This is a genomic window from Vibrio sp. MMH1-50 (genome assembly GCF_022347645.1).
GTDB lineage: Bacteria > Pseudomonadota > Gammaproteobacteria > Enterobacterales > Vibrionaceae > Vibrio > Vibrio harveyi.
Genome location: NZ_JAKRGG010000004.1, coordinates 69773 through 87780 on the forward strand (window position 1 = coordinate 69773; position 18008 = coordinate 87780).

Sequence of the window (18008 nt, forward strand, 5' to 3'; positions counted from 1 at the left end):
ATTGAAGATGAAATATCAAATTCTTACCGCTGCAATCAGCGCAGTGATCTTATCTGGTTGTGCGAGTCAAAGTGGTTCTGAAAACACGGCGAAAGTGGAAACCAACAAAGGCAGCAATGTGCCTAACTGGGTACTAAACCCAACTTCAGCGAATGGCTTTGCAGCGTCAAACTGTGTTACGGCGTCAGGTAACTTTTCTGTTGATCGTAACCACGCTATCTCTCTAGCACGTAACACGCTTGCGCAAAACCTTGATATTAAAGTCAGTGTGTTAGAGAAGAACTATCAAAAAATTGATAGCTCAGTTGACGGTCAAACCTCTGGCACATCTTTTGAGCAAATCGCTAAGCAAATAACTAATACTTCAATTCAAAAGAGCCAAGTTGAGCAAGTATCACTGGTTGAAATTGGTGGTGTAGAGCAAATTTGTGCGCTAGTAGTCATGCCAAAGATTGAATCAGAAAAGATGTTTAACTCTGCTGTAACGGCAGGAACGGATATTGATCCAACGGATAAAGCGGCGCTATACAAAGAGTTTGTGAGCCAAAAGACAAGCAAAGAATTGGAAAAGCAGGCTGAAGCCCTTTAATCCAAATGAAAGCAAAAAGAAAAGAGCCATCATGGCTCTTTTCTTTTTAGTTGCTATGAGCTCGTTGCAGTTTGAGCTTCTGGGTCGATGACTTTGCCTTTTCTGCGTACTTTAATTTGCGACAAGATAACGCCAGAGATAACCAACATACCGCCAATGATGTGGTAAACATGAACTTCTTCGCCGAGCATGGTTGAAGCGAGAGCTACCGAAACCACAGGCATCAGGTTCATGAACATGGCACTTGAGTCAGCACCAATCAAGTCAATCGCTTTTACCCACATCAATGGAGCAAAGATAGACGCGGCAATACCAGCGTAAGCAATTAAAGGTAATGCGCTTTGGCTTGGTAGAAGTTGATCGCTGCTTAGCCACAATGGCGCAAGCATAACCAATGAGAAAAAGCCTTGCATGTAAACCAAAGTCATACTGTTGAAAGGCATCTTCCAGCGTTTTAGTAACACACAATAAATTGCGTAGCAAAGCGCAGCCAGCAGCATCAAGCTGTCACCTTGCGTCATATCTTGATGCAGGAAGTAGGTGATATCGCCGTGCCCTAACATAAACGCCAAGCCGCCTAATGAAATCACACCACCAGCCACGCTCAGCATGGAAATCGACTTGCCAAGTAAAGGTACACTCAAGAAAACACTGATCAAAGGAACGAGAGACGTAATCAGTGCCATATTAGAAGCGGTCGTTGTTAGCCCTGCGTAATAACCTAGGGATTGGTTTAGCACCATGCCTAATAGTGCGAGGAAAGCCAATTTAGCCAAGTATGGGCGAATCACATGACGTTGTTTGATCACTGCTGGTAAGCAAAATGGCGTTAAAAGTACCATAGCAACAAACCAACGGTAGAAACTCATTGCGCTAGGTTCGATGGCACTTGCTGCCATTTTATTTACGATGGAATTCCCACCCCAAATCATGACAGTAAAAAACGGAAGCAAATAAACCATGAGAACCTCATCGCAGAATAATTAATGGCGCTAGTCTGACAGGTCTTTATAATGAAAAGTATCTCTGGAAAGACATCGTAAGCGATAGGAAGACAAATTTGAAAAAGAGCACAAGGAATCTTCATCCGTCATTATCAATCGACAGAGCACCATCAGATGTGTTTATGAATTTTGAAGCCTTTTTGTCGAATACAGAAACTCGCATTCACAGCCACCCGTGGGGACAAGTTCAACTGATCAGTGGCGGTATTCTAGAAATGGATGCGGAAGACACACGTTTCTTAGCGCCTCCGCATCTTGCGATTTGGGTACCGGCTGGGATCCGTCACACCAGTTATAATCGTAAGCCTTTGGAATACTGCTCGTTAAATATCGACCCAGAGTTGACTCAGCACTTTCCATCCAAAACGAGCTTGATCAAAGTGACGCCCATTGTTTCGGCGATTGTGGAAGACTTTCGCCAGCGTGATATTAATGTTGCTAAGAGCGAAGAAGATAAACGCCTCGTTCAGGTCTTGTTGGATCAGCTAGCCAAACAAGAAGTCGAACATCACTTTTTGCCAACCACAGACAACAAATATCTGGAGCCAATTCTTAAAGCCGTCGAAGAAGCGCCAACTGATGAAATTAGCTTGGGGGAATGGGCGGAAAAGGTTCATACCACGGAGCGCACTTTAGCTCGCCATTGCCAAAGTGAGTTAGGGATGAGTTTTACCGAGTGGCGATTGCGAGTGCGTTACTTGCATTCGATGGAGTTGTTAAGGAAGGGGCAAACCGTAAAAGAGGTGGCGTTGACATTGGGTTACAACCAGGCCAGTCCTTTTATCGCCATGTTTAAGAAATACTCCGGCATTACACCGGAGCAATATAAGAACCGCTTGTTATAGCTGAGTAAGCACGTAATCTAAACCACCTACAACTGCTGCAACTTGAGCGTCGTTACACTCTTCATCAGTGACTTTCGGGCTGTCTGGGTAAACTTCTGTTGTAGTGCCGTAAGTGCAGTTGGTGACGCCGCCACACAGACCCAGTTTCACCATTGGGTAATTAATCACACCAAATTGCACCACTGGCGAACCAATGATTTCGCCTTTATCGTCAGCAGGTGCAATGTGCGTTACTTTCGCTACTGACTCGATGACGGCTTTTTGGAACTCAGGTTGCGGGTTTTCTGTATCGCCCACCGTGTAGAAACCATCTGGGATCATGCCTTCGATGTATTCAAGACCATCACGTGCTGCAAGTGCAGGGCGGAATTCGGTCTCGTCAGAATCGGTGGTTTCGTGCAGGTCGATGTGCATTAGAACATCACCTAAGGTCGCAACAAGCTTAATCAAGTTAGCTGACTCTTCCGCAGGGCTATTTGCGTAGAAAGAGCGGTTTGGGTCAATCGCATTTGGATTCCAGCGGTTGATCACCTCGTACCCCCAAGGGCTGACACATGGTGCAACGACAATATTGAAGTGTTCTGCATAACGCTCTGCCTGCGTATCAACAAACTTCAGCGCACCATGTACGCCACTTGTCTCGTAGCCATGTACGCCGCCAGTTACTAAAACAACCGGTTTTGCAGCATCCCAGTTACGAGTCTTGATACAAAACAGAGGGAAGCGCGCCTCGTCGTAAGAGAGCGCGCCGTATTGCTCAACATCAAAACGTTCGCGAAGAGCATTAATTTTGGTCACGACTTCTTCTTGGTAGCTACGTTTTACGTCACGTTGCTCACGCCAAGCTTTACGTTCTGCTTCACCCCATGACTGACCTGGGGTACCAATTGGGTAAGTGTATCCGCTTTTCATCTATACTTTTTCTTTTGTGTGCGTGAAAGGTAAGACAAGACTAGTCCTGTCTCAAAGCCACGGCAATAGAAAACACAATTTGTGACCTTATTCTTTGCGAAATCATAACTTTGCTGAGTAGTTTATTGGTGTTACATTTTGTTACTTATTCAATTCCATAAAAGAGATAAATAAATGGCTGGAGCAAGTTTACTAACACTGTTGGATGACATTGCAGCTGTATTGGATGATGTCGCGTTGATGTCGAAGATGGCGGCGAAAAAGACCGCTGGTGTACTGGGCGACGATTTAGCGCTAAATGCGCAACAGGTGTCTGGCGTAGCGTCAGAACGAGAAATCCCGGTGGTTTGGGCGGTGGCAAAAGGGTCGTTTAAAAACAAACTGATTCTAGTGCCATCGGCGTTGTTGATCAGTGCCTTCATTCCTTGGCTGATCATGCCATTACTTCTCATTGGTGGTTTGTTTCTTTGCTTTGAAGGGGCTGAGAAGATCTTAGAAAAGCTTTTTCCTCATGCGCACCAACATGAAGAGAAGAAAGAAGAGCTTAATACCGGAGAATCGGTTGAAGAGTACGAGAAGAGAAAGGTCGCCGGTGCGATTCGTACTGACTTTATCCTCTCTGCAGAAATCATCGTGATTGCTTTGGGTACGGTGACAGGCTCAAGCATCGTAACGCAAATCCTTGTGGTCAGCTTAATCGCGGTATTGATGACCATTGGTGTTTACGGCTTAGTCGCTGGCATCGTTAAGCTTGATGACTTAGGTTTTTACCTAGAACGCACATCAAATGGTGAAGGACTGAAAGCCAAGCTAGGTGGAGCGTTAGTGGCGTTTGCGCCTAAGTTGATGAAGATGCTTGCTGTGGTGGGTACTGCGGCAATGTTCCTTGTTGGGGGCGGTATTGTTGTCCATAACGTGCCTGCAATTCATCATCTGATTGAACCGATCATCATGGATTTCCGTGGTCATACGATTGCGACGGCGATTGTGCCGACATTGCTTAATGGTGTGATTGGTGTCATCGCTGGCTTGGTTGTGGTTGCAGCTTGGACTTTAGTAGAGAAAGTTCGTGGTAAATAATTACTCAGTAGACAGTAGACAGTAGACAGTAGACAGTAGACAGTAGACATAAGGCTTTATAGGAGCCAAAAGAAAAGGGTCATGCGTTTCCATATCGAATATGGTGGCATGACCCATTTTTATTTCGTGGAGATGATTACTTCACTTCCCACTCAATCTTTTCATTTGCACGAATTGGCACAACGATGTCGCTACCAAACGGCATCGTTTCTGGTACATCCCAAGCTGCTTTTTCTAGCGTTACTGTGTCTGAGTTGCGAGCGATGCCGTAAAAATCAGGACCATTTAAGCTTGCGAATGCTTCTAGGTTTTCTAGTTTGCCTTCATTCTCAAACACTTCTGCATAAAGTTCTAGTGCTGCGTGTGCGGTATAAGAACCTGCACAACCACAAGCTGATTCTTTTGCGCCTTTTGCGTGCGGCGCTGAATCTGTACCTAGGAAGAATTTCTTGCTACCGCCTGTTGCTGCTTCGATAAGCGCTTGTTGGTGGGTATTGCGCTTAAGGATTGGCAGGCAGTAGAAGTGAGGCTTAATGCCACCGACTAGCATGTGGTTGCGGTTGAACAGCAGGTGGTGAGCAGTGATGGTTGCTGCGACGTTATCAGAAGCGTTCTTAACGAAGTTTGCGGCATCCGCCGTCGTGATGTGTTCAAGAACGATTTTTAGGTTAGGGAAGTCGTTAACGATAGGAGCAAGAACCGTGTCTAGGAATTCCTTCTCACGGTCAAAAATATCAACGTGGTTGTGAGTCACTTCTCCATGAACCAAAAGCAGCATGCCAACTTCTTCCATCGCTTCAAAAACGTGGTAGATGTTCTTTGCATCGGTTACACCAGAATCAGAGTTGGTGGTTGCTCCTGCTGGGTAAAGCTTTGCTGCGACAATTTTGCCTGTTGCTTTGGCTTTGCGGATTTCATCTGGCGTGGTGTTGTCTGTCAGGTATAGCGCCATAAGAGGTTCGAATTGCTCGCCGTGTTGCTCAGCAAGGATTCGATCACGGTAGGCTAATGCCATTTCAGTATTGGTCACTGGTGGGACGGTGTTTGGCATGATCAGCGCACGGCCGTTATAACGGCTAATATCGCGAACGGTATCTTTTAGAACTTCACCATCGCGTAAGTGAACGTGCCAATCGTCAGGACGAGTAATAGTCAGTGTTGTCATTAATTGCTCCCACCATTAAAAAGTTATGTTTGGAGCCTAAACGCTGCATTTACCTCAAGAGCAAACGCTTGCGCTTAGGCGACAGGATGATAGAGGAATTGCAGTTCTATTTCACCCCATTTTTCACATTTCTTTACGGTAGGAGCTCAGTTGGTTACTTCATCGTCAACCAAAGCGCGTGAATTGTGCCGGGTAGGAAGAAGAAGAAAGTCAGGATCAGGTTGATGAAGAAGTCTTTCTCTAGACCTTTTTCCATATAAACCGCCACTGGTGGAAGGAAGATACAAAGTAGAATTAGAATCAGTTTATTAGTATCCATGGTCTATGCTCCGGATAGATTATCTATAGTGTCAAAAAGTTGGCGAGTTATGTGCTCAATATCACATCTTGGCAATCCTAGTTTCGTCAATACTATGCAAATTTATGGGACTCTATTCATAAGAAGAAGTTCTTCCACCTGCAAAGCAAGCGTCATATCGGGTGACTGACGAAGGTGCGGTTATAAATCGATATTTTATAGAGGCTTGGGTCATAACTGTTATAAGGATATGATAGTCCAATAATGAGAAAGTACCTGTAGGAAGAAGGCTATGTCGCAATCAGTTTTGTCCCAAATTAATGTTTTTCCAGTCAAATCCGTCGGAGGCGTTGCGTTATCTTCCGCTTGGGTAGAAAAACAAGGATTGAGTTTTGATCGTCGATTTATGATTGCGACGTCAGATGGCTCAATGGTGACAGCTCGAAAGTTCCCTCAAATGGTGACCATCAAGTCCGCGCTGTTGCCAGACGGAGTGGTGTTTACCAGTCTTGGCGAAGAGCCACTTAAGATTCGCTATCAAGATTTCAAAATGCAGGAAGCACCTGCAACGGTTTGGAAAGACAGTTTTACGGCATATACCACCACGGATGAAGCGGATGATTGGTTTAGCAAAGTATTAGGTCTTCGCGTCGAGTTACTTTTTACTGGTGAGCAATCAAATCGCATAAGAGAGAAACTGGGTCACAACGTCAGCTTTGCCGATGGCTACCCAGTACTTGTCATCAGTGAGGCATCACTGGAAGAATTAAACCGCAGAAGCTCTGAGCTGCACTCAATGGATCAATTCCGAACCAACCTTGTGGTATCTGATACCAAGCCATTTGAAGAAGACTCATGGAAGCGTATTCGCATTGGCGAAGTGGAATTTGAATCAGTAAAACCATGTGAGCGATGTATTCTAACTACCGTTAATACTCAGCGAGGCACATTTCGAGAAAGCAAAGAACCACTGAAGACATTGCAAGAGTTTCGTGCAAACGAGCGTGGGGGCGTGTTCTTCGGTCAAAACCTTGTTGCCCTGAACGAAGGCATTATTCGTTCTGGTGACAAAGTTGAAGTGCTGGAATACAAAGAGCCAGAGTTCTATCCAGACAACTCTCCTCAGCGAATGACGCTAACTTGTGTCGAACGAGAAGAAATCGCACGCGACTTTGTCACCTTGTGGCTTGAGCCAAGCAAAGGTCAATTACCAACGTACTTACCGGGACAGCATTTACCTATTGAAGTGGATATAGACGGTAAGAAAGTAGGGCGTCGTTATACGCTGTCATCTAGCCCGTCTCGCCCGGGACGCTACGCAATTTCGGTGAAACGTGTTTCTGGTGGGCGCGTATCCAATGCTTTGCTTGACAACCTACAAGTGGGGGATGTTCTGGAAGCGGAAACGCCAGATGGCCAATTTCATCTAAAAGAGCATTCTGTTCAGCCTCTATTGCTGTTGTCTGCTGGTAGCGGCGTAACACCAATGCTGTCGATGGTTCGTTACTTGGCTGATCACAACCAACTCGATGATGTGGTGTTCTACCATCAGTGCAGCAGCGAGATTGATATTCCATGCAAAGATGAGTTAAACGAGTTAAAGCGCCAACACCCGGGGTTGGATGTAAAGATCTGCTTAACGCAACCTGCGATAGATTGGTTTGGTCTTAAGGGGCGAATCAGTCTATCTCACATAAAACAGATCAAAGATGTTGAACAGCGCCAAGTGTTTGTTTGTGGTCCTGACGGCTTTATGCAAAAGGCGAAAAACCTATTGCTTAAGAAGGGGCTCCCAGAAGGCAATTATCATCAAGAAGCATTTGGTGTTGCAGCGACAAAAGCTAAGCCAGAGAAAAGTGTTGAGATTGAATTCAACGGCTTTAAGTTGATGGGTAACAACCAACAAACGTTACTTGAACAAGTTGAGAATGCCGGTCAAAGTATTACCAATAGTTGTCGTGCGGGCTTGTGTGGTGCTTGTAAGGTTCAATTAGAATCAGGACAGGTAGAGCATCCTGACGTGCCTGCACTGAGCGCAGAAGAGCGCGCGATGGGGAAAGTGCTCGCGTGTTGTGCTATTCCGGAAACGGATGTGACGCTAACAGACTAACGTTGCTGAGCATAAACACTGCTTGTAACAAGCAAACAAAAACGCCGCTAAATTAGCGGCGTTTTTATCTATAGCAGAACGATTTAAAAACGAATCGTTGATGTGCACAATCGTGATTTAGTCGTAGATCGTTGGGATCGGCTGACGCTTGTGCTGAGTCATTTTGTAGATAGCCACAAGGCGATCGCTGACTTCTTGAGATACTGGCTTGCCTTCTAGGAAGTCATCGATTTGTTCGTAAGTTAAACTCAGTGCATCTTCATCAGCTTTTTGAGGATCAAGCTCTTCTAAGTCTGCCGTTGGTACTTTCTTCACGAGTTGCTCAGGCGCACCCAATGTTGCTGCAACTTCGCGAACTTGACGTTTGCTCAAGCCGAATAGTGGGGCCATATCGCACGCGCCATCACCGAACTTAGTGTAAAAACCAGTGATGTTTTCTGCTGAGTGATCAGTACCAAGAACCAAGCCACCAACGTAACCAGCGATTTCGTATTGAGCGACCATGCGTGCACGCGCTTTTACGTTACCCTTCACGAAGTCCACTTTTGCAGCATCCGTTGGAAGAAGGTCTGTTCCTTCAAGTGCGATGTGAGAAGCAGCATGGAGACCATCGACACCAGCTTTAATGTTTACCGATACAGAGTGCGTTGGTTGGATGAAAGAAAGTGCGAGCTGTGCTTCATCTTCGTCTTTTTGTTCGCCATAAGGCAAACGAACAGCGATAAACTGGTAGTTGTTGTCACCAGCTTCTTCGTTTAGTTGGTCTACAGCCAGTTGAGCCAAGCGACCACATGTCGTTGAGTCAACGCCACCGCTAATGCCAAGAACAAGAGACTTACAGCCTGCTTCTTGCAATTTACGCTTAATAAAAGCGACACGGCGTTCAATTTCGAAATGCGGATCGATAGAAGGGAGTACTCGCATTTCATCGCGGATGGATTGTTCCATTTAGGGTTCCTTTTCCTGCAAATATGTACGACACCAAGTGAGTGTGAATAAATTCATACTGTCGCAGGCGTTTATAGTTCACAAATGGCGATAAACCATGCAGTTGATGTCTATAAACGTCGCTTTAGTGTCAAAAAGCTCTAAAGATTAGTAGTATCATACCGAATTCATCGGATTAGAAAACTCTCTTCAACCAGGTAATCACCGGATATGAAAAAAATCGCCGTTTTTGGCAGCGCATTTAACCCACCAAGCTTAGGTCACAAGAGCGTGATCGAGTCACTGAGCCACTTTGATCTTGTGCTATTAGAACCAAGCATTGCACACGCTTGGGGCAAAAATATGTTGGATTACCCAATTCGGTGCAAACTGGTTGATGCCTTTATTAAAGACATGGGGCTTTCTAATGTTCAACGCTCAGACCTTGAGCAAACTTTGTACCAACCAGGACAAAGTGTGACGACTTTTGCGTTATTAGAAAAAATTCAAGAAATCCACACGCAAGCCGATATAACTTTTGTCATTGGTCCTGATAATTTCTTCAAATTTGCTAAATTTTACAAAGCAGAAGAAATTACGGAACGTTGGACTGTGATGGCATGCCCTGAGAGAGTGAAAATCAGGAGCACCGATATTCGCAATGCATTGCTCGAAGGTAACGATATTAGCGGGTATACAACATCAACGGTCAGTGAATTATTGCTAAGCGAAGGCTTATATAAACAATCGTAATCTGAGAACTGAGAGGTCAGGTTTTCATGGTCAGAATCGTCGTACTTAGTGCATGCGCAATGCTTGTGGCAACACAGGCGAGTTCCGCATGTAACTATTTATCTGATCGTTCCGTTGTATTTGCTGATAACACCATGCCAGTTTGTGAAGACATCTTTGACAGTGTTGGCGTTCTTAGCATCGATACGCTCAATTGGTATACCGCAGAAAAACAGATAGAAGGTCCGATAGAAAGTTACTGGGATCAATGGGCGTTCAAGTCTGAAGACTCTCCAATACTTACTCAAAATTTAGATAGTAACTATTTTGGGCTCGGGTTATGGATGCCAGAAGAATTGCGTGATGATGAAGCCAAAATGAGTACAGAAGAGTGGCTGAGAAGTCATGGCTTAATGTTCAGCATCGGCTTTGGTGACAAGAACGGCAGTGAACCACGAATGCGTGTTGATTACCGCTGGCATGAATACTATGACGCTGATTGGATGATGCAGATCGAAGTACCGTTTTAATATTCGAATCAAAATAAAAAGGACGCACATTGATGCGTCCTTTTTGTATTCTATTGCGACTTACCCTTTATAGCGCTTCCCCAAACACCAAAAAGCAAAGCTGTTCGTATTCTTCTTCATTGTCGTTAAATAGCTTCGCAACGATATCCGCTTGTTTTTTGCCGGATAACTTCATCTTGCGTGCTTCTCGAAGCGTTAATACTAGACAAAGCTCAATGGAAATCTGAGATTCACAGCCTGGTTTCCACTTATTGATAGAATCCGTTAATGCTGAACTGGTAAGCATTGGTTTGAGTGTTAGCACTTCGTGTTTCACAACCGCTAGCAAGTCGAGTTGATGTTCACTGCGTGCTTTTGTCATCACCAACTTTTCAATCAGCGCTGACAATAACACTGGTAGTTTCACGTAGCCTGCTTGTTGAGCAAATGCATCAGTTAAGCGCACAGAGAAGTCACAGCGAGTTACTCGTGTGTTAGGTAAAAAGGTGAGGGAGCTCAAACATCCCTGAGGAATCCAGAAGTGTTGACCCGGTTCAATGGCATACTCATGTTTACCCAATTTAATGATCGCCAAACCTTCCACTACTGATAGCAAGCTGTGTTTTAGCGCTTTTTTACGCGCAGCAACATTAAGAAAAGGGTAATTAGCGTCGTGAAATTCAATTGCGTAGTTCATTGTGAATACCAGAGTTTTTGGGGCGCTAAGGGTAACGCTAAACCCCTAAATTGCCAACCGGATAACAGATTTTTTTGCGAATAGAAATTGTAATGCTACTGGTATGACCATGTTAAAAGTATGGTCTGAAATGCTGCGGGTTGGCAAAACAATGCGTAAAATGTGCCAGCTTTTTTTGAAATGAATTGAATAATGACAGCCAATAACGATCCTTATATTGAAATTCGTCCATACAACGACGAAGAAATTCCAGCTGCGCTGGACCGCCTGATCAAAGACGATGAGTTTATCAGTGCGATTTTAAACCACCGTTTTGCAAACAAAGCGGCGTGGTTCAAAACACTCATGAGTCCGATTATCCGTGTCTACTTAAAAGCGAAGTGGAGTAAACTGGATTCTGTGGAAGCCATTCAGCTAGAAGTGAAGAAGTACCTTAAAGACACACTAGATACGACTACTGACGGAGTTACTTTTTCTGGTTTGGACAAACTCGACAAGAACACATCGTACTTGTTTGTCTCTAATCACCGCGATATCGCAATGGACCCCGCGCTTGTTAACTTTGGTTTACACCAAACAGACCACCGTACAGTGCGTATTGCGATTGGTGATAACCTGCTTAAGAAACCTTGTGCGACGGAGCTAATGAGGCTCAACAAGAGCTTCATCGTAAAACGTTCTGCGAAAGCACCACGTGAAATGATGAAAGCGCTTGGTCTACTGTCGGGCTATATCAAGCACTCTTTAGATACCGGTAACTCAATCTGGATTGCGCAAAAAGAAGGTCGTGCGAAAGACGGTAATGATTTCACTGACCCAGCAATCTTGAAGATGTTCCATGTTGAGGGTCGTAAGCAAAAAATCAGCTTTGGTGAATACACTCGTTCACTGAAGATTGTGCCTGTTTCTATCTCTTACCAAAATGACCCTTGTGATATTGCAAAAGCTAAAGAACTGTATGAAAAAGCAGAGAACGGCAGCTATGAAAAAGGTGAGTTTGAAGATATTGAAAGCATCATCCAAGGTATCGTGGGTTACAAAGGTAAAGTGCATGTCGCATTTGGTGATGTGATCGATCAAGAGTTCGAGACGCCGGATGAGTTGGCAAACGAAATCGATCGCCAAATCCACAATAACTACCGCGTATTCCCTATCAACTTGCTCGCTGCGGGTCGTGAAGACGAATCGATCACTGAGTCAGTAAAATCTCAGTTGCAAGAGAAACTTGAACAGCTACCGACAGGTGCACACAGTTACTTGGTTGCAAGTTACGCTAACCCAGTAAATAACCAAGAATAACCTTGCTATTGTCCATTGCGCGAAGTAGCAATGGACATTCAATTGCGAGGAACGGGACCTAATCGGAATCTATCTCAGGCGTGTTATTTGTTAGATTCTGAGCTCGTTCCTCACTTCAATTACTTTTATGGTGCAACCGCACCGCCTAAGGTCAAATTCGTTGGCCACTTTGTCACTCGATTTCCTCCCAAGAAGATGTTGCCTTTGACTGTCATGGTGTCAGGAAATGTTGTGACCTTTGAACCTCCTATATAGAGGTTACCATCCACCACCAATCCTTCTGGTAGTTCGGTCAATGGTGTCCGAATGACGCTCAAGTCGCCTTTTACTCTTAGTCTTGCTGGTAGGTTAGCTAACGGGGTATCGGTTAAATTCAAATAACCACCCAGTTTTACACCGCGAGGCCAGCGTTCAACTTTACTACCAAGTAAATTTGCATAGCCTTTAATTTTAACTCCAGGTCTTATCGTTTTGAGGGCGCTATTCGTTGCTTCAAGGCTGCCTTGAACATCGAGTCCTTTAGGAAGTTTAGTAATCGGTGTCTGGGAAATATTGAGGTTTCCTTTTACGACAAGACCATCAGGTAGGGTCGTATAGGGCTTGTTGCGGAGATCGATATTACCGTAGTTGTCGGTATGACCGAATTTAGCATAGTAATCAAGCTCGTAAGCGATAGAAGAGCTCGAGAAAAACACCAGAGCTAATAAAAGAGGAAAAATGCGCATAGCAGCCACAGTATTGGTAAAAGCGAGAAAAGGATAACGTAAAGCTTGGGGGGCTGCTACCTATCCATGTCTCAAGAATATGAGATGCTGCCAAGAACTGAAAGCGCTTCTTTGTTAGTTTTATGGCTCTTCATTAAGGGGATATTCATGAACGTAAGATCGATTTCTGTTTTGCTTGCAAGCGTTGCTGCTGTTTTATCAAGTTTTGCGATGGCGAAATCCTATAATACGCCAGATTCAAAAGCGTTAGTGGTGGCAGACGGTAAGCTAGGGCAGCGTGTTTGTTACTATGACGACAAAGCCTACACTACTGGGGCAGTGCTAAACGTAGATGGGGTGCTACTGATGTGTACCGATGAAAATGATTTTGAAACTAATGGCTCGTTGAAGTGGGTTGTGTTTCAGAAAGACAAGAAATAGATAGGTTCATCAGAGATCAAAAAAGCGAGCTAGATGCTCGCTTTTACCTATCTAACGATGAAATATCGACGATTAACGCGCTAGAGAGCGAGTCTTAAGTTCGAAGATTAGCTTTTCAGCGCTTACTTCAAACTTGAATCGAGCAGTAAGCTCTTTCGAATCTTCCGTTAGTTCAGAAACGTTGTATTCAACGCCTGCACAAACTTGTTTTGCTAGTTCGATGTATTTCGCCAACTCAGCTTCAAGTGCTGCTTTAGTCTCTGCGAAAATCGTTACGTCAGCGACATCGTCGCCTTCTTTGATGATAAAACCCATTTCACCAGCGCAACCGCAAGCTTCACATACTTGGTTTTCTTCTAATTCGACACTCATAACGAATCCTCTTGTAAATACTGTCAGTATTCTATCAGGTATTTGATCTCTATCTACAAAAATGAATGATTTTGGATAAAAAAAGGACAGTATGTTATGTTGTTAATGGAGGGTTAACTAATTTTATTAGAACTTCCTTAAGGAAATTAGTGTGATATGTATCAATATTTAAAATCAATTAACCTAGATATTCGTGAGATTTCTGTCAGGTGAGTTGAACTGGGGTTCAATTTATAAGACTATTTCCGGATTAATTATTTTTACATAATTATCATTCTTAGCCTGAGAATAGTTTCGATGAATGATTTGGTGCAAGGTTTTGATGGAGTGGACTTTTCGCCATATTTTGAGTCACATGTATTGACAGAAATATCACTGTAAATTGCACGTTACGCAGTGCAGTTTAGTTATGATTGGTCCTCTAACTTTGATGTTTGAGGTATACAGTACATAATGCTGAGGATGATTTTCATTCTGGCCTCATTTAATTGTGAGTTAGATGGATTTACAAAGAGAAGAGCTTAAAATATGCCAAAGCGTAGTAAAGAAGATACCGAAATCACTATCCAGAAGATCATGGATGCCGTTGTTGATCAGCTTCTGAGACTTGGTTATGACAAAATGTCTTACACCACGTTAAGCCAGCAGACAGGTGTATCGCGTACAGGTATTAGCCACCATTTCCCTAAGAAAACGGACTTTACCGCCGCTTTAGACGGTCGTATTTTCAAAATGTTCGTTGAACATCTAGAATTCGATAAAGGTCTAGAAGCGTTTTCAAAGAGCTGGATCACGGCTCTAGAAGACTCTGAATTCTTAGCGATTTTGCGTCTATTATTCCACCATATTGTTACTTCTGAGAGCGCGCACGAGTTTGCGGCAAACGGCATTGATCGTTTGTACAAAATGGCTGAGAGCCAGTTTGGCGCAGGCAGTGACAAAGAGCTAGAGTGGTTGATTGGTCGCTCATTGATCCAAATGAGCAAGTAACACCACAGTAAATAGCTAAAACCAAGAGGCTGTTTGGCTCTTGAGTGTGTTTAGACCTGATTTCAAAGTGTTTGAAGTCAGGTCTTTTAATTTCTTTATGTTGGTGTTTAGCCAACGTTTTTGCTTTCTATCTTTCTCATTAAACGCACCATGTTTGATGGCATTAACCTTTCCTATCTCCTCTAGACTTCACCCCATCATCTCTTTTCTTTTCTGCCTATTGAGTCGACGATCTTCATACATTGACAGCAGGAATGTAATGTATGTATGGCGTCAGACAATGAGTTCGTTTACAAATTTGCGTCGTCATTTATTCCTTTTTTCAAAATAATCTTACTGTCTGTTTTGTTATTTTTGTGTCATAGAGAGTTATCGAGCGCAAAGAATTCATGCACTTCGGTTGGAAACTACGCCAATCTGTTCTTATGCTGAATAATAACCTCAAGTTATTAACGAAGTGGAACATGGCTAAAGATCTATTCTCAACTCTTGACTTAAACCTACTGAGGACATTCATCATTCTTCATCAAGAGCGCAATATGCGGCGCGCTGCTGAACGTTTGTTTGTTTCCCAACCCGCCGTGAGCAAAGCGCTACAAAGATTGCGTGATCATTTTGAAGATGAGCTTTTTGTGAAAACTCACCATGGTTTGCGAGCAACCGAATATGCCAATGATCTTGCAGAGAGCTTAGCGCCTTTGTTGGACGAAATTTCCATAACGATAAATGGTTCCAAGGCATTTAACCCACTGGAAATGAACGGCACGGTAAAGATCGCTCTGGCACCATTTATTCTTAGTTCTTACGCGAGTGAGATCTTTCAAGCCATCAGGCAAGCTGCCCCTCATGTCCAAATTCATTTGCTGAATTGGTCTCGCTCAACCATGGAAGAGATCATCAAGGACGAAGTTGTGTTGGGAGTTAATTACGAAATAAACCATGCACCCAAAGAGCTTCTGACTAAAATGATCGTTAAAGATGAATTCTGTGCTTATGTGCGAAAAGATCATCCTCTGCAAGGTCACCGACTGCAGATATCTGATTGCAATGATCTAGAATTTGCAACTGTCATCGCTGCTGACTGGAACTCGAACATTTCTTTTTCAGAAAAGATCATGAAAATTAAAGGGGTAGAGCCAAAAATTGCGTTTAGATCAGAGCTTCCATCAGCCATCATCGACGTAGTCGCAAACTCAGATATGGTGTTTCCTGCATCAAAAACCGTCAATGTCGATAAACTTTATAAGCTACGTAGGTTGGATATTGAGTTGGATGGCATGGTGATAGAACCGTGTTTGCACGCTTACTTCCATCATAAGAATCGTCGCAACGAAACCGTGCACTGGTTACGTAATATCGTGACCGAAGTGATCATTAGTCACCTCGAACGCCCTCAAGAACAATAATAACCATCGGTTATCAAGCTCTCTACCTTGGTTTATTAATAACCCGCTGTTAATGGCGGGTTTCTTATAAGCGATTAGAGCAATAAAACACCGCTCAATATACTTCTCTTCATGGGCAGGGAGTCCACTGAATCTGCAAGAGGCAGCCCTGAATTTCGACAAATTAAGAGAGTAAATCATGAAAGTTAAATTACTAAGTGCAGTTATCGCAGCGTCTTTTCTAGCCGGTTGTTCATCATCTGGTTCTTCGGACTCCCCAAGTGAGCCTGCAGGAGTTGCATCGGTACAAACCTTCGAAGGTGAGCACTTTGATGGCATGGCAATTCAAGGTGACAACGGCGAATACAACACAGTAGCTATTCGCGGCGTAGAAGGTAACACCGTATTCAACGTTGGCGGTGAGCTGTACTTCACTGACGGCGATGTGGTGAAAGACGCTTCTGGTAACGTAGTTGGTAACATTGAAGTTCGCAATAATGAATTGGTGTTTGTGAATGACAAAGGCTTTATTCACTTATCTGTTGACGATGGTCGTCTAGTAGTCGAAGAGGTAAAACCTAAGATCGAGCATCCTATTGAAGAAGATGTAGATCCTGGTTACGGAGGCGGCGTTGTTCCTACATATGGTGACATCATCGAGCTTGAAGGCGCTACGGTTATCGTTGGTGATAATGGCAACCATGTGTTTATCAGTAAAGACGAAACAGACACGATAAACATTGCCGTCGGTGATTCGGGTGCCTCTTACACCGTTAATGGTAGTGAGATTCGAAATGAAGACGGTGAGATTGTCGGACACACTTCAAAAGAGGGTGATAACTACATCGTACGCTTAGAAGATGGTACAGAAGTCGTATTCCGTAATGAAGATGGTCGTTTATTCGCAGGTGTTACGAACCGCCCGGATATTAGCCATCCAATTGAAGGTGTGCCAATGCATCCAATTGAACTGCCGTCGCCAGTTAACCCAATCGAGCCGGAAATTGGTCACCCGATCGAAGGTCCAGTAAATCTTCCTGCAAATGAGTTAACCAAAGAACAGCGTGCAGAGCTGAAACAAAAGGTTCAATCTCTGTCACAAGAGCAACGTCAGCAAATAAAAAGAGCGATTCGCGACCGCGTTGAGCGTTCGTAAGCTAATCGCATAAGGGTAAGTAGCAAGGAGCCGCTTGAATAAAGTGGCTCCTTTTTTGTTTTAACTCTTCTTCACAGGTCTCCCCAATGAATAAATCTTTGACACTGCTTTGCGCGCTCTTTGCTGTCCCGTGTTTTTCTGCTGACTATAAAATGCCAGAGTTTGGATTGGACGTATCCAATACAGATGATGAATGGATTGTCACTGCCAGCGGCTACTTACAAGCAACGGAAGAGTGGAATATTTCAGCGGAAATTGACTCGACTGGTTACCTAGAACTTGGGACTGGATATGGTGTCATGCTGGGACAGTTTTATACCGAAGCTTTTGTGAGTTACGGACGTGCTGATTTGTTTGATGTGTATGACGCCGGCGTATTTACTGGAACAGCGTTGGGTGAAGATTGGATGGTTTATGCCAATAGCTCTCACGAATGGAGAAAAAGCGCTATTGGTAAGTCATTTCCGGCATTCGAAAATACAACAAGAGAATGGAAAAACACCATCGGGGCAAGTTATACACCAATTGAAATTGTCAGCCTCGGCTATGCTTATAACTACGATAAAAAGCTCACGGAGGGCGGTCATCGTACAAACCATGAAGTGCGAATTACATTAAAACCAAAGTGGGTTGAACCTTACGTGAAATACACATTTGGTGAACATAGAGTCTCTCCAGGTTCCACGAAGGTAAGTGAAGAAAATAGTGTGGAGCTAGGCGTTAACTTCAACTTTTAAGGAGTCGATATGAACATACAATCAACGATGATTGAATACGCAGTGGCGATTATGGG

General features: G+C 43.9%; 20 protein-coding genes. 12 read left to right on the forward strand and 8 right to left on the reverse strand.

Features of this window, described 5'->3' with window-relative positions:
- The first annotated feature begins 7 nt into the window (after positions 1-7).
- Positions 8-589: a hypothetical protein gene (locus MHO32_RS04815; RefSeq protein WP_239210766.1), complete on the forward strand. Its 582-nt coding sequence runs from the start codon at positions 8-10 to the stop codon at positions 587-589.
- Positions 590-642: 53 nt separating this feature from the next.
- On the opposite strand, the gene MHO32_RS04820 is transcribed toward MHO32_RS04815, so the two are convergent.
- Positions 643-1551, reverse strand: a complete 909-nt coding sequence (locus MHO32_RS04820) for a DMT family transporter (protein ID WP_009697137.1) — start codon at positions 1549-1551, stop codon at positions 643-645.
- A 98-nt stretch (positions 1552-1649) separates the two neighbouring features.
- Between MHO32_RS04820 and MHO32_RS04825 the strand changes: the two genes are divergently transcribed.
- Complete coding sequence (locus MHO32_RS04825; protein ID WP_005453431.1) at positions 1650-2438, forward strand: AraC family transcriptional regulator; 789 nt, start codon at positions 1650-1652, stop codon at positions 2436-2438.
- On the opposite strand, the gene MHO32_RS04830 is transcribed toward MHO32_RS04825, so the two are convergent.
- Positions 2433-3350 carry a M14 family metallopeptidase gene (locus tag MHO32_RS04830; protein ID WP_009702603.1) on the reverse strand — a complete coding sequence of 306 codons (918 nt, stop codon included), beginning with the start codon at positions 3348-3350 and terminating at the stop codon, positions 2433-2435. The genes MHO32_RS04825 and MHO32_RS04830 overlap by 6 nt on opposite strands.
- A 174-nt stretch (positions 3351-3524) precedes the next feature.
- Here MHO32_RS04830 and MHO32_RS04835 point away from each other — a divergent pair, with 174 nt between their 5' ends.
- The gene (locus MHO32_RS04835) at positions 3525-4430 is read left to right on the forward strand and encodes a DUF808 domain-containing protein (protein WP_009697135.1); all 906 of its coding nucleotides are present in this window, start codon (positions 3525-3527) and stop codon (positions 4428-4430) included.
- A gap of 136 nt (positions 4431-4566) precedes the next feature.
- On the opposite strand, the gene pyrC is transcribed toward MHO32_RS04835, so the two are convergent.
- Entirely contained in the window at positions 4567-5595 is a 1029-nt protein-coding gene (pyrC, locus tag MHO32_RS04840; RefSeq protein ID WP_005453436.1) for a dihydroorotase, read from the reverse strand.
- 154 nt (positions 5596-5749) lie between these two features.
- The gene (locus MHO32_RS04845) at positions 5750-5914 is read right to left on the reverse strand and encodes a YqaE/Pmp3 family membrane protein (protein ID WP_005453437.1); all 165 of its coding nucleotides are present in this window, start codon (positions 5912-5914) and stop codon (positions 5750-5752) included.
- A gap of 271 nt (positions 5915-6185) precedes the next feature.
- Between MHO32_RS04845 and MHO32_RS04850 the strand changes: the two genes are divergently transcribed.
- On the forward strand, positions 6186-8003 hold the full coding sequence (locus MHO32_RS04850; RefSeq protein ID WP_017819339.1) for a hybrid-cluster NAD(P)-dependent oxidoreductase: 1818 nt from the start codon (positions 6186-6188) through the stop codon (positions 8001-8003).
- Positions 8004-8120: 117 nt separating this feature from the next.
- Here MHO32_RS04850 and nadE read toward each other — a convergent pair whose 3' ends face one another.
- Positions 8121-8951: an ammonia-dependent NAD(+) synthetase gene (gene nadE / locus MHO32_RS04855; protein ID WP_005453439.1), complete on the reverse strand. Its 831-nt coding sequence runs from the start codon at positions 8949-8951 to the stop codon at positions 8121-8123.
- A gap of 210 nt (positions 8952-9161) precedes the next feature.
- On the opposite strand from nadE, the gene MHO32_RS04860 reads away from it, so the two are divergent.
- A complete protein-coding gene (locus MHO32_RS04860; protein WP_009697132.1) occupies positions 9162-9683 on the forward strand; it encodes a nicotinate-nicotinamide nucleotide adenylyltransferase in 522 nt (173 codons plus the stop codon).
- A gap of 26 nt (positions 9684-9709) precedes the next feature.
- Positions 9710-10192 carry a hypothetical protein gene (locus tag MHO32_RS04865; protein ID WP_038899240.1) on the forward strand — a complete coding sequence of 161 codons (483 nt, stop codon included), beginning with the start codon at positions 9710-9712 and terminating at the stop codon, positions 10190-10192.
- Positions 10193-10259: 67 nt separating this feature from the next.
- Here the strand turns inward: MHO32_RS04865 and MHO32_RS04870 are convergent, their stop codons facing one another.
- Positions 10260-10868: a hypothetical protein gene (locus tag MHO32_RS04870; protein WP_009697130.1), complete on the reverse strand. Its 609-nt coding sequence runs from the start codon at positions 10866-10868 to the stop codon at positions 10260-10262.
- Between the two features lie 192 nt (positions 10869-11060).
- Here MHO32_RS04870 and MHO32_RS04875 point away from each other — a divergent pair, with 192 nt between their 5' ends.
- A complete protein-coding gene (locus MHO32_RS04875; RefSeq protein WP_005453443.1) occupies positions 11061-12167 on the forward strand; it encodes a 1-acyl-sn-glycerol-3-phosphate acyltransferase in 1107 nt (368 codons plus the stop codon).
- A 125-nt stretch (positions 12168-12292) separates the two neighbouring features.
- On the opposite strand, the gene MHO32_RS04880 is transcribed toward MHO32_RS04875, so the two are convergent.
- Positions 12293-12892, reverse strand: coding sequence for a hypothetical protein (locus tag MHO32_RS04880; RefSeq protein WP_005453444.1), 600 nt, complete (start codon positions 12890-12892; stop codon positions 12293-12295).
- A 147-nt stretch (positions 12893-13039) separates the two neighbouring features.
- On the opposite strand from MHO32_RS04880, the gene MHO32_RS04885 reads away from it, so the two are divergent.
- Positions 13040-13312: a YnjH family protein gene (locus MHO32_RS04885; protein WP_026000170.1), complete on the forward strand. Its 273-nt coding sequence runs from the start codon at positions 13040-13042 to the stop codon at positions 13310-13312.
- Positions 13313-13384: 72 nt separating this feature from the next.
- On the opposite strand, the gene MHO32_RS04890 is transcribed toward MHO32_RS04885, so the two are convergent.
- A complete protein-coding gene (locus tag MHO32_RS04890; RefSeq protein WP_017188691.1) occupies positions 13385-13684 on the reverse strand; it encodes a YfcZ/YiiS family protein in 300 nt (99 codons plus the stop codon).
- 528 nt (positions 13685-14212) lie between these two features.
- Between MHO32_RS04890 and MHO32_RS04895 the strand changes: the two genes are divergently transcribed.
- The 4 genes from MHO32_RS04895 to MHO32_RS04910 all read left to right on the forward strand — a co-directional run bounded on the left by MHO32_RS04895 (position 14213) and on the right by MHO32_RS04910 (position 17952).
- Entirely contained in the window at positions 14213-14674 is a 462-nt protein-coding gene (locus MHO32_RS04895; RefSeq protein WP_005453451.1) for a TetR/AcrR family transcriptional regulator, read from the forward strand.
- A 464-nt stretch (positions 14675-15138) separates the two neighbouring features.
- Entirely contained in the window at positions 15139-16080 is a 942-nt protein-coding gene (locus MHO32_RS04900) for a LysR family transcriptional regulator (RefSeq protein ID WP_239210767.1), read from the forward strand.
- A gap of 178 nt (positions 16081-16258) precedes the next feature.
- On the forward strand, positions 16259-17215 hold the full coding sequence (locus tag MHO32_RS04905) for a hypothetical protein (protein WP_239210768.1): 957 nt from the start codon (positions 16259-16261) through the stop codon (positions 17213-17215).
- Positions 17216-17301: 86 nt separating this feature from the next.
- Positions 17302-17952, forward strand: a complete 651-nt coding sequence (locus tag MHO32_RS04910; protein ID WP_239210770.1) for a hypothetical protein — start codon at positions 17302-17304, stop codon at positions 17950-17952.
- Positions 17953-18008: the final 56 nt, after the last annotated feature.